The following is an 11,692-nucleotide window of genomic DNA, read 5'->3' on the forward strand; positions in this document are numbered from 1 at the left end:
CTACACCAGCTTGATAGTGCCAACGGCGTTGTGGTCGGCTTCGATGGCCTCCTGATAGCCCTCAAGCGCGCCGCGCGCCTCATCAAGGGCACTCATGGCGGCCTCGAGCTTGCCGCCGATGCGCTCCATGTCATAGGTCTCCGTGGCGTGCAGCAGCGTGTGGCTCCATTCGCGGGCAAGCGCGATGGCGTCGTCTACCTGCTTGATGCTCATCTCGAGCTGCCCCATATTCATGCCTGCGTCGTGCATGTCGTGCTCCTCGATACGCTCGGGCCGCTGTGCAGCCCCCCGTTGTGACGGGACGGTCGATATGGGTTAAGTGTACTCTTTTGGCTCTCGTGCCGCCTGGGCATGGTGCCGCGAGAGTTAACTTTCGCGGCGCTTTTTCGTGCGTAAGTCGACAAAAGCTCCCCGAGAGTTAACTCTCGGGGAGCTTCGGCAGCGGTGAGAGGCCGTGCGAGAATTCCTCGCAAATTGCAGCCTGGTTATGGCTGGCACGTTGTGCATGGCGACCAATCGGCAGCTCCGGTTATTTGGGAGCGTTCCTCTACACGTATTGGTAGGTGTCACCCATGGGGACGAATGTTACAGGGACTTCCTCTGTTTCGAGCGCTTTGGGAAGCCATGTTGCCATGTATTCCATGCCGGGCTCTTCCAGATTGAAATGTCCGATTTGAATGGCGCATTTGCCGTGGCCGAGCATAGCGGCATCGCGCACGTATTGGCAGGTGGTGAAGTCAATCATCTCCATGCTAAGGAGGGCGTCGATGCGCTCGGAATCCATGGCGTTGGCGGTAGCGGTGTCGCCAGGTCCTCCCATGATGTGCATGGGAATACGGACTCGTTCAACATCTGTATCCAGGTCTCCCACTACGCGCACCCCGTTTAAACCGAGCTTGTTTACGATTTGCTTGGCGAGGGACCGTGCGGGCGTAGGAGGGATTACGTAATCCATGCTGTTGAACAGCTTTCCCGTTCGATAGCCGAGCCATCCTAGTTTCCAAGCGAAGCCGTAAAATATGCCATCGGCCATCGATCCGTTTTCCTCGATGGGAACTCCAGCGTGGATATAGTCATGACAGCGCCAGATGGCTCCGCCCCAGTTATCGAGCAGTTCTTTCTTGGCTATAAATGCGCTATTGTCGGCAACAACATCTTGATGGTCCCCGTGATTCCAAAAGAGGGCCTCGTGGGTGATGATGAGGTTCGCCCCGCTCTTTCGCGCCTCATCGATGATGTGCGCGGTTGGCCAAATGCACGTGATGATGCCCGTGCACTCCTGATCGGTGTTGCCGTAGGTGACTTTGTCGCGCGTGGTGACGGGGTCGATCGGGTTGCCCGTGAAAGCGTCGATGCCGCAACAAAAGTCCTTGGTCTTCTGGATTGCCTCGCTGATGAGCATGGTATGGCCTCCCGGATTCGTGAGTTGACGTGATGAAGAGGGCGAGGAGCGCTATGCCCCGTCGCCCTCTTAAATGGTAATGGCTACCCTGTGGGGTTTAACGGGCGACGCTAGTCGCGTTCGCTAAGGGGCCCGTTCTCGATCTCGTCCTTGCTGAAGCCGAAGAACCACGTTGCTGCGAAGGAGACTGCAAAGCCCGCCGCCGCAGCGATGCAGGCGAACAGGAGGTTTTCCGTACCTCCGCCCACAAAGGTGAGGATAGACAGGACGCTCGACGGAAGCCCGGCTACGTATGCAGTGACGCCGAGTGCGAGTGCGAGCGCGCCGGAAACGAAGCTCCCCGCCATACAGCAGGCGAAGAGCTTGGGGTAGCGGAAGGTCATTCCGTAGATGAAGGGCTCGCCGACGCCTCCAATCAGCTGTGCCACAAGATAACCGGCGCAAGCGCTCTTCTCGTCGCGAAGCTTAAGACGGAGGAACGCGGCGATCTCCGCACCAAACGCAGGCCAGAGGCTAATGGTGATGGCAACGAAGATAAATGGGTCAAAACCAGCTTGGAGGAAGGCGACCTGAGCGATTCCGATGAGCGCAACATGCATGCCGGTGATGACCATGGGGAGCCATGCCGCTGCAAGGATGCCGCCGCCAAGGATGGAGATGACGCCGCCGGAGGTCCCTAGGAACTCGAACGCGCCGGCGAGTCCGTTCCCGAGCCAAGAGCCAGCAGGGGCGAGTAGGCAGAAGGATATGGGGAGCGTGATTCCGAGAGTGAGGAAAGGAACGAACACGGTTTGCAGTGCATCAGGCATGTGTTTACGCATAATGCGCTCAATTGCATAGGCAACAGGGATGGTCAAGAGAATGGGCAGAACGGTCTGCGCATAGGCACCAGGAGCGCATGGGAAGACACCGTAGATGCTAAAGTCTGCCCCTTCGGCAGCGAGTGAGGAGAAAGTTGGCTCGATGAGCATGCCTCCTAAAAACGCACCGAGAATCGGCGTGAGTCCGATTTGCTTGGCAGCATTAAATCCAAGGTAGATGGGCATAAAGTAAAATGCGGCATTGTAGATCATGTCCATAAAGCGAACGAGGTCGCTGTCCGCGGCCATGACGCCAAGCATAGTGAGCCCAAACACAACGCCAATGGTTTTGAACAGGCCAGCGGCAAGAAGGACGGGGATCATCGGCGTCATGGAGCCGGCAAGATAGTTCATGATGTTTTTGCCGACGCTTGCCATGGTGAGCTTTTCCTTTGGGCCATCCAGATTCTCGTCAATCGCCGCCTGCTTGGAAAAACCTCCAAGGATACAGAGTTCATCGTAAACCTTGGGAACATTTTGACCGATGATGACTTGGAACTGCCCGCCGGACTCCTGTGCCCCGAGGACGCCGTTGAGCTTTTTGACGGCTGCGGTGTCCGGCACGGTGCGATCTTTGAGGGTGAAGCGCAGACGGGTCATGCAGTGTGTCACAAAACTGACGTTGCTCTTGCCGCCGACTGCCTCGAGGACGTCGGCTGCGATCTGTTTGTTGTTGGCCACAGTGGAATCCTTTCACGTATTGCGATGGCAGGCGAGCATGCGTTTACCATCGCGGGCATCGCGCGAGCGTATGCGGATGCCTTACGAAACAGTCTCTATGCCCTGATCGGCGTGCGCGCCGTGCCGATCCCGGATAGCTATCTTTACGCGCTGGGATTATCGCCTGGGCGGGCTACATCGGAGCGCGAGCAGATACGGTTGACGTGAAGAATGAGGTAGAGTTTTTCTTCATCGGTGAGTGATTGGCGATATGCGCTTGAGATGAGAGCCGCAATGGCGTCGACGCACGAGGAGACAGCCCGGTTGTCCGCTGCAGCCATTTGGTACATCTCGGAGTTGTCAGAGGATATGGAGTCGCCGGAGGCCACGCGGCGGATAAGGTATTGCAGGTGGGTCGCGAACCGAGCAAAGCCAAATCCCTCTCGGTTGACGGAGGCCCCCATGTTGGATTCAATGAGCGAGATTGTCTGTTCAAGCAGGTTGTCCTGCTTTTCTGCCTCATCGCTTGAAGAGGCTCCTGCTGAACTGTAAGCACCGTTTATCAGGCACATGGCAATGCCGGATATCTCGTTGCTGGGTAGCGCGACGCCGAAGTGCTGCCGAATCAGGCCGAGTGACCATTGCGCGATCTTATATTCCAGCGGATAGTTTTGTTGGAGATCGTACGAAAGCGGAGCCGAAAGATAGATATGCTCGCGCATACGTTGGATGGCAAACTGAATGTGGTCGGCCAGGGCGACCTCGATGTTCGGGCTCAGGTCGTAGCCCAGCATGCCTCTTGCTACGTTGACAATCTGGGCGCTTACCTCAAGGTAGTCGAGAGAAAGGTCGCGCATGAGCTCAACATAGCGTGGCTCGACGTCGTAAAAGGTGTGGTCAACAAGGTTGAGGTCAACGTCTTTGCCCACGGTGCATTGCGCCAGGCCTTTACCGAGGGCGACGACCTGGTGGCCAGCGGGGTCGATGCACAGCACGGCGTTGTTGTTAATGCGCTTGAGTACGATCACGGGCCCTCCCTCGGCATGAAAAAACGGAACAGACATAATGCGCCCTGATGCGCCCAGTCTGCCCCGTCGCAAAAGCGTGGGTAACACCCTGTGTATGCATTGCATAATACTTGCCGAGATTGTAGGGCGTCAAGCGAATGGCTGGAGATGGGGGAATTTGCCGCTAGCCGATTCGGGCGTACCGCTCACGGATTACTGGAGACCCTTGGGGAGGGGTGGCTCTCGTGCCGCCTGGGTATGGCGCCGCGAGAGTTAACTTTCGCGGCGCTTTTTCGGGCGTAAGTCGACAAAAGCTCCCCGAGAGTTAACTCTCGACAAAGAGTAGACAGATTTGGAGCAAGATTACGGGTGGGAGATTATGCGGCACGAAGCCCGGGCACCTGGGAGCGTCTTGCTGTTGGAAGAGCGGAGGGGACGCCATGCACATGCTGGTCGTTGATGACGAGGTCGATATCGCGAATATGCTTGCGGAGTATTTTCGCATGGAGGGTTACGAGGTCACGACTGCGCATAGCGGCGCAGAGGCGCTTGCCGCCGCCTCGGCCGAATCTGCGCTCGACATCATACTGCTCGATGTGAACATGCCGGGCATGGACGGCTTTGAGGTTTGCCGCCGCCTGCGCGAGCACGTGAGCTGTCCCATCATATTTCTGACCGCCCGCGTCGAGGACGTGGACCAGCTCGATGGCTTCGCCGCCGGCGCCGACGATTACGTGCTCAAACCCTTTTCCCTTGAGGTGCTGGGTCGTCGTGTGGCGGCCCACATGGCGCGCGAGGGGAGGGCCCGTGGCGGCAAAAGCGGCAATGCCGCACGGTTCTTTAGCGAACTTACCATCGATTACGCGCAGCGGCTTGTGGAGGTCCACGGAGCGAACGGCGGGCGGCAGCCATACGAGGCGGATGACTCGATCACGGCGGCCGTCGACCTCACCAAACTTGAGTTCGACATCATCGCCCTGCTGAGCAAGCGCCCCGGCCAAGTGTTCGACCGAGATGCCATATACGAGCGCGTATGGGGCTGGGATGCCGCGGGCGATCCCTCGCAGGTCCGCGAGCATATCCGCCGTATTCGCAACAAGCTCGCCGCCGCGGGCGTGGCCGAAGACCCCATCGCAACGGTGTGGGGCGTCGGCTATAAGTGGGTGGCCAAGTGAGGCGCGCGGGAGATGCGGGCGGATGGCATTCCCGGCTGGCCGCGCGCGGGGATGAGCGCCGCGCCCGCCGCACGTCGCGTCGCGAAAGCCGGCCGCGTGAGCGCGGGGTCCTCAAGCGGCTTCCTCGACGGGAGCGTCTCGGCGCATGGTGGCGCACGCGCCCGCTCGGCCTGACGTTCGCGGTGTACCTGGGTGCGTACCTCGCGGTCGCCACGGTGCTGACGCTGGGGCTCATCGAGCTTCTTTCCACCTGGAACAACGGCTACTACGAACTTGAGGTGACGTTCGAAAACGGCCTGACGCAGCGCGGCGTGGTTGATTCGGGGCCATATATCTATGACCCCGTGGCGCGAGAATTGCTTCCCGCCTCCGAGCTTGACCTGCCGGGCAACGGTCCGCTTGCGGTGTTCATCGCCACGGGGGACTGGGAGGCCGGAGGCGATTACGCACCTGAGGGTGCAGATGCGGCCAGCGTGATACACGCGACGGTCGACATGGTTCGCGACGGACAGGTCCAGCTGTACGACTGGGGTCTCAATTACAACGAATGGTATCCGCAGGAGGAAGTCCTCGAGGTGAACAACTCGATCTCCGCGGACAATCTGGCGCGATATGACGAGCTTAGCCGCGCGAATCGCCTGCAGAGTGTCGAGCTGTTCGAGTCGATGACCGGCGCGGACCTGGAGGAGACCTTTGGCGAGAACCTCGTCTCGAACACCGCATATTATGCGGCGTCCCAGCGCCCCGCCGGCCCCATGCCGTGGATTCTGGCGATTGCTACCGGCCTTGCTCCGGTGCTGGCCTACGGCGGGTTGGGCTGGATCACGTTCCGTAGGTTCTATCGGGTGCATATCGCCGATCCTTTGGGCGAGCTCTCGGGTGCCGCGGAGCGCATAGCCGGGCAAGACTTGGACTTTTCGATTGAGCGGGTTCGGGGCAAGGAGCTCGGCCGCTTGTCGGAGACGCTCGAAGACATGAGGGCTTCGCTGCTCGATGCCCAGCGGGAGCTGTGGCGCACGGCGGAAGGGCGCCGCCGCCTCAATGCGGCGTTCGCGCACGATATGCGCACGCCGATTACGGTACTCAAGGGCACGGTCGAGATGGCGCAGATGCGCCTGCGCCGTGGGGATGCGCTTGCAGAGGAGTCGCTTAACGCGCTTTCGTCGCAGGTGATGAGGCTTGAACGATACGCTACAGAAATGGGCGGACTCACCAAGCTGGAGGATCGGCCCGTCGAGCGCCGCATCATGCCGGCAAGCGAGCTCGTTGACGAGCTCGCCGCCCATGCCGCGGAGGTTGTCGCGGCACGTGGCGAGGGCCTCAAGCTGCACGTGAAGCGGGAGATGCCGCCGGTTCCATGCGAGGGGACGGACATGGCGCTGGCGACGCCGACGGTGGAGTCGGCGATGTCGACCGTGAAGAGGCCCAGCCCGCATGCCGCGGATATGGGGAGCGGCCTCGCGTATGTCGACCTTTCTCTCGTCGAGGAGGTGCTCGATAACCTGCTGAGCAACGCGTGTGGACACGCGCGCGGTGTCGTTGGGCTGGAGGCAGTCGTGCGGGAGGGTGAGCTCGTCCTCCGCGTGAGCGATGACGGTCCGGGCTTCACGCCCGAGGCGCTACGCCGCGGATGCGATCCGTTTTTCAGCGAGAACAAGTCTGCCGTGCACTTTGGCTTGGGGCTGAACGTGTCGAGCATCCTGTGTGGGCTGCACGGCGGTGCGCTTGATTTGGCGAACGGCGAAATGGGTGGCGCATGTGCGTCCGCGACGTTTGACGTGGATGGCACGGAGCGAGAGGGGTGACCGCGTTCCTGCATACGATTGAAGAAGGGGGAGCTTGTTCTCGGTGATGCGCCGACCTTACCTTAAGAAAAGCTTACCTTAACGTAAGGCTTACTGAATTGTCATCACTGGTAGACAAAAGGTAGACACGCGGTTGAGAAACTATCCTTGTCCTAAAACCAAGGAGGGATCGCGATGATGGAAATGCAGCCCGAAGCGGAAAGCTACACCGGTCAGGTCTCCTGCGGGGGAGCTGTGCGCCGTGTGGATACGGGCATTCTCGGCGAGCTGCGCCGTCGCGTCAAACCCGAGGTGGAGGAGGCTCGAGAGCGCGCGGCCTCCGCGTCACTGGCTGCAGATGCGATGCCTGTGGCGGGTTTCGCGCCGGCGGAGGCTGAGTCTGGAAGCGATCTCGACGCCCGCCGAAAGACCTTGCGCCGCCGCGTCGTGATCGTCCTCGCCGTCGCCGCGATTGGAATCGCCGCTGCGTGTTGGGAGTATCTCCCGAGCGTGCTTACATGGCTTGCGGACCCGCAGGCAGTGCGGGCCTTCGTCGCCGATAACGCAGTGATGAGCCGACTCACCATGCTGGGAATCAACGCGACGCAGATCTTCTTGGCGTTTCTGCCCGGCGAACCCGTCGAGTTGGCGAGTGGCTACGCTTTTGGCTTTTGGGAGGGTACGGCGTTGTGTCTCGTGGCTTCGGCGGTTGCGACTTCGGCAATATACTGGGCGACGCGCCGTTGGGGCTGGCGCTTGGTGGGGCTGTTTTTCGATCGAAGCCTGTTCGACCGGTTTTCTTGGCTCAACAATGCCAAGCGCCTTGAGTTGGTGATGCTCGTCATTTTCCTCATCCCGGGCACGCCGAAGGACTTCCTCACGTATTTCGCCGGGCTCACCAAGATGCGCTTTGCCCCCGTCGTTCTTATTGCCACGTTCGGTCGCATTCCGTCCATCGTGACCTCGACGGCTGCGGCTTCTGCCGTGGGTAGCGGCAATTGGGTGATGGTCGGCGTGGTTTTGGTTGCGTCTGCACTGCTCGTCGCCGCGGGTGGCCTGATGTATCGCCGCGTGCGTGCACGGGCGAAGTAGATCCTGCAAGGGGAAGCACGAAAGGCGTTTTTGCGTTGCGCCGCTCTACGCGCGGCGGTTGATGAAGAAGTCTGCCATGGAGCAGAGGAGCTCGGCCGACTCGGGCGTGATGGTGCCGGACGTGGCGAGGGCGCGTGCCTTGCCCTGCGCGTCGCGCGTGAGCTTGAGGGCGAGGTCGCGGCACGCCTCGATGCCGCCGCCTTGCTCGATGAGTTCCACGGCACGCGCGAGTTCGTCCGGGTTGGTTGTCTTGGATTCCAACAGGTCGACGAGCTCACGGTGCGGCTCGTCATCGAGGTGCTCGAGCGCCCAGACCACGGCGAGCGTGCGCTTGCCCTCGGTGATGTCGGAGCGGAAGTCCTTGCCCTGGGCGCTGGCGTCGCCCACGAGGTTGAGCAGGTCGTCTTGCAGCTGGAAGGCAAGGCCGGCGGGGCGTCCCAGCTCGACGAGCTCGCGGGCGGCCTCGTCCGCCGCGCCGGCGGCCAGCGCTCCGATGCGCAGGGGGCTCGCCACGGTGTACCAGGCGGTCTTGCCCTCGATCATGTACAGGTAGTCGCTGCTCGTGACGTCCCAGCGTCCGTCGCGCGCCCAGCCCAGGTCGAGCGCCTGACCCTCGAGCGTGTGACGCTCCATCCGCACAAGCTCGTCAAGGACGCGCAGGCGACGATCGCCCGGCAGGGAGGCATCGTTCAGGACGACCTCGAACACGCGCGTGAGGGCAAGGTCGCCGGCGTTGATGGCAAGGCCCTCACCGTGCGTGCGGTAAAGGCAGGGCTCGCCGCGGCGCAGCTCGCTGGCATCGGCGATGTCGTCGTGGATGAGCGCGGCGCTCTGGAACAGCTCGATGGCCACGCCGGAGGAAAGCGCCTGCTCAGTGCAGCCTCCCATGGCCTCGGCTCCTAGCAGGGCGAGGACGGGGCGCACGCGCTTGCCGCCACCGGCGGTGAAGTGCGCGAGGGGCTCGTACAGGTACCGGTCGAGGTCTCGCGCGGGGGCGTCGACCTCTGCCATGGGCGCGGCGTTCGCCTCGTGCAGGGCGCGCTCGATGAGCGGCAGCTTCTCGCGCAGGTACGCGACGAAGGCCTCTCCCGTGTTGGTGTTTGCATCGCTCATGTGCGGCCCTTTCGTTTCTGTTGATCTCACCGTGTAATGCTAGCAAAACGGGGCGACCGTTGGCCGCCCCGTCCAGGTTCGTTCTGTAACGCCCTCAGCTCCTACGTCCTGCCGGCGCAATGACTGCGCGGAGCGGACGCGATGAGGCCGCGTTTTAGCCCTCGTAGCCGTTGGGGTTGTTGGACTGCCAGTTCCAGGCGTCGCGGCACATGTCGTCGATGTCGAACTGCGCCTCCCAGCCCATGAGCTCGCGGGCCTTGGAGCAGTCGGCGTAGTTCTCGGCTACGTCGCCGGGACGGCGCGGGTCGATGACGTAAGGAACCTCGTGTCCGCACGCCTTGCCAAAGGCGCGGATGATTTCGAGCACGGAGGTGCCGCGGCCGGTGCCCAGGTTGAACACCTCGACACCCTCGCGGCCGTTCATCCATGCGAGCGCGGCGGCGTGGCCGGAGGCCAGGTCGCACACGTGGATGTAGTCGCGCACGCCGGTGCCGTCGGGCGTGGGGTAGTCATCGCCAAAGACGTGCACGGCCTCGCGCTTGCCGATGGCGGTCTGTGCCACGTAGGGCAGCAGGTTGTTGGGAATGCCCTTGGGGTCCTCGCCCATGAGGCCGCTCGCGTGCGCGCCGATGGGGTTGAAGTAACGCAGCAGCACAACGTTCCACTCGGGGTCCGCGGTGTGGAGGTCGGTGAGCATCTGCTCGATCATCCACTTGGTCCAGCCGTAGGGGTTAGTGGCCATCTTCTTGGGGCTCTCCTCGGTGAGCGGGAGGCTGTCGGGGTCGCCGTAGACGGTCGCGGAGCTGGAGAAGATGATGGACTTACACCCATGGCCGCGCATGACGTCGACGAGCGTGAGGGTGTTGCCGATGTTGTTGCTGTAGTACTCGATGGGCTTGGCCACGGATTCGCCCACGGCCTTGTAGCCGGCGAAGTGGATCACGCGGTCGATGCGATGGGCGTCGAAGATGCGCTCGAGAGCTTCGCGGTCGTTGACGTCGGCGACGTACATGGTGAGGTTGGCCGCGGCCTGGTCGCCGACGATGGTCTTGATGCGGTCCTCGACCTTGGCCGAGGCGTTCGACAGGTCGTCGACGATGACAACCTGGTAGCCGCGCTGAAGCAGCTCGACGACGGTGTGGGAGCCAATGAATCCGGCGCCGCCGGTAACAAGGACGCAGGTATCGGCAGGGGTGAGGGTCTGGGTCATGCAAGCGCTCCTTTCGGGGGATGATGCTGGGGAGAGTATACCGCTTCACATGGTTGCCCCGTCCGTTGAGCGTCTCGCGGTCCGCGTTAACGCAAAACGCCTACCGCATGCCAAGATGGCTTCATGCGGCAGGCGTTGTTCACAAGACCTGTTGGATGTGGGCTACTCGAGGGCCCAGCCGCCCGCCCAGCCCCAGCGAGGGCTCACCGTGTCACCGTAGTAGGAGATCCAACGGTCAAGGTTGGTGGAGGCGATCCCGCCGATGTTCTCCATGACGGTGTTGTTGCCCACGTAGATGCCCACGTGGCCGTAGATGCGGCCCATGGTGTTCTTGGAGTAGGTGGAGACGGCGACGATCATGCCCACGCGCAGGTTGTCCTTGTTGGAGCTCGTGCACCAGCGGTTGTACATGTCATTAGCGTTGCCGCCCAGGTAGGAGAAGCCCGCCGCAGCGAACACGCGCGAGACCCACATGGCGCAATATCCGGCGCCGGGGCTCGGCACGGCGTAACAGCAGGAAACCACGCGCTCCTGCGAGCGGGACGAGCCGGAGACCTGGGCGTTGCCGGGCAGATACGTCGTTCCCCCGCCGCTCTGCTGGTGCTGCTGCTGAGCCTCCTGTTGGCGACGCTCCTCCTCGACCGCGGCGAGGTATTCGGCATCGCGCTGGGCCATGAGCTCTTTGACGTCGCTGGAAAGGCCATCGACCAAAGTTTGGACTTCGCCTTGCTTGGCCTGCATGTCGGAGAGCTGGTCGGCCTGCTGCTGCCTGAGGGTCTCCAGCTCGGTCTTCTGCTGCTCCAGTTCTGCTTTTTGCTGCTCCAGGCTCTCGCGGATCTGCTGGATCTCACTGATGACCTGTTTATCGGCATCGTTGATCTTCTCGACGTAACGGCTGTTGGAGAGCAACTCGTCAAAGGACTTCGCGGCGAGCAGGAGTTTGAGGGTGCTGCCGGGGCCGTCCTTGTAGCTGTCGGACACGCGGCCGGCGAGGACGTTCTGCTTGTCCTCGAGTTCCTGCTGCTTCTCTTCGATTTGCTCTTGCGTTTCGTCGATTTGGGTTTGGACGTCATCGATCTGGGCGATGGTTTTTTCCTGCTCCAGGCTTAGCGCTTGGAACTCGGCGGCGAGCTGCTCGAGCTCGGCTTCCACGGCGGCGAGCTTCTCCTCTGCCGTGGCGAGTGCGTCGAGGGTCTTTTGCGAGGCTCGTGCAGCATAGGCGCGTCCGGGCAGGCCGAATAGCACGGCGGAAGCGGTCAGCGCAAGTGCCGCCTTGATGGCACCGCGGCGCGAAAACTCGGCATTATAGCCCACGTTGAAAAGTGCGTTCTGAATGCGCTCCTGCTTCTCGACTTCCGAGGCGGGCGCGTTGGGAATGTGCGACATGGG

At 61.8% G+C, this 11,692-nt stretch carries 10 protein-coding genes; 3 read left to right on the forward strand and 7 right to left on the reverse strand.

Annotated elements, in window-relative coordinates:
• From DWV48_RS01370 to DWV48_RS01385, 4 genes are all read right to left on the reverse strand, one after another.
• Complete coding sequence (locus tag DWV48_RS01370) at positions 1–249, reverse strand: hypothetical protein (protein WP_118652715.1); 249 nt, start codon at positions 247–249, stop codon at positions 1–3.
• Positions 250–547: 298 nt separating this feature from the next.
• Positions 548–1,402: a Nif3-like dinuclear metal center hexameric protein gene (locus DWV48_RS01375; protein WP_118652717.1), complete on the reverse strand. Its 855-nt coding sequence runs from the start codon at positions 1,400–1,402 to the stop codon at positions 548–550.
• Between the two features lie 110 nt (positions 1,403–1,512).
• On the reverse strand, positions 1,513–2,943 hold the full coding sequence (locus DWV48_RS01380; protein ID WP_118652719.1) for a PTS transporter subunit EIIC: 1,431 nt from the start codon (positions 2,941–2,943) through the stop codon (positions 1,513–1,515).
• Positions 2,944–3,086: 143 nt separating this feature from the next.
• The gene (locus tag DWV48_RS01385; protein ID WP_158574787.1) at positions 3,087–3,950 is read right to left on the reverse strand and encodes a PRD domain-containing protein; all 864 of its coding nucleotides are present in this window, start codon (positions 3,948–3,950) and stop codon (positions 3,087–3,089) included.
• 419 nt (positions 3,951–4,369) lie between these two features.
• Here DWV48_RS01385 and DWV48_RS01390 point away from each other — a divergent pair, with 419 nt between their 5' ends.
• The 3 genes from DWV48_RS01390 to DWV48_RS01400 all read left to right on the forward strand — a co-directional run bounded on the left by DWV48_RS01390 (position 4,370) and on the right by DWV48_RS01400 (position 7,980).
• Positions 4,370–5,104: a response regulator transcription factor gene (locus tag DWV48_RS01390; RefSeq protein WP_118652723.1), complete on the forward strand. Its 735-nt coding sequence runs from the start codon at positions 4,370–4,372 to the stop codon at positions 5,102–5,104.
• Positions 5,101–6,909, forward strand: coding sequence for a HAMP domain-containing sensor histidine kinase (locus DWV48_RS01395; RefSeq protein ID WP_233546021.1), 1,809 nt, complete (start codon positions 5,101–5,103; stop codon positions 6,907–6,909). Before DWV48_RS01390 ends, DWV48_RS01395 begins: the two co-directional genes overlap by 4 nt.
• Positions 6,910–7,083: 174 nt before the next feature.
• On the forward strand, positions 7,084–7,980 hold the full coding sequence (locus DWV48_RS01400) for a TVP38/TMEM64 family protein (RefSeq protein WP_233546024.1): 897 nt from the start codon (positions 7,084–7,086) through the stop codon (positions 7,978–7,980).
• 45 nt (positions 7,981–8,025) lie between these two features.
• Here DWV48_RS01400 and DWV48_RS01405 read toward each other — a convergent pair whose 3' ends face one another.
• From DWV48_RS01405 to DWV48_RS01415, 3 genes are all read right to left on the reverse strand, one after another.
• Complete coding sequence (locus DWV48_RS01405) at positions 8,026–9,093, reverse strand: polyprenyl synthetase family protein (RefSeq protein ID WP_118652725.1); 1,068 nt, start codon at positions 9,091–9,093, stop codon at positions 8,026–8,028.
• Positions 9,094–9,247: 154 nt separating this feature from the next.
• Positions 9,248–10,303, reverse strand: a complete 1,056-nt coding sequence (gene galE / locus DWV48_RS01410) for a UDP-glucose 4-epimerase GalE (RefSeq protein ID WP_118652727.1) — start codon at positions 10,301–10,303, stop codon at positions 9,248–9,250.
• A gap of 162 nt (positions 10,304–10,465) precedes the next feature.
• Positions 10,466–11,689, reverse strand: coding sequence for a CHAP domain-containing protein (locus DWV48_RS01415; RefSeq protein WP_118652729.1), 1,224 nt, complete (start codon positions 11,687–11,689; stop codon positions 10,466–10,468).
• Positions 11,690–11,692: the final 3 nt, after the last annotated feature.

It is taken from the genome of Collinsella sp. AF08-23, assembly GCF_003479805.1.
GTDB lineage: Bacteria > Actinomycetota > Coriobacteriia > Coriobacteriales > Coriobacteriaceae > Collinsella.

Coding starts and splice junctions, on each gene's coding strand:
- DWV48_RS01370 (WP_118652715.1), bottom strand. CDS start 249: ATGCACGACGCAGGCATGAATATGGGGCAGCTCGAGATGAGCATCAAG.
- DWV48_RS01375 (WP_118652717.1), bottom strand. CDS start 1,402: ATGCTCATCAGCGAGGCAATCCAGAAGACCAAGGACTTTTGTTGCGGC.
- DWV48_RS01390 (WP_118652723.1), top strand. CDS start 4,370: ATGCACATGCTGGTCGTTGATGACGAGGTCGATATCGCGAATATGCTT.
- DWV48_RS01400 (WP_233546024.1), top strand. CDS start 7,084: ATGATGGAAATGCAGCCCGAAGCGGAAAGCTACACCGGTCAGGTCTCC.
- DWV48_RS01405 (WP_118652725.1), bottom strand. CDS start 9,093: ATGAGCGATGCAAACACCAACACGGGAGAGGCCTTCGTCGCGTACCTG.
- galE (WP_118652727.1), bottom strand. CDS start 10,303: ATGACCCAGACCCTCACCCCTGCCGATACCTGCGTCCTTGTTACCGGC.
- DWV48_RS01415 (WP_118652729.1), bottom strand. CDS start 11,689: ATGTCGCACATTCCCAACGCGCCCGCCTCGGAAGTCGAGAAGCAGGAG.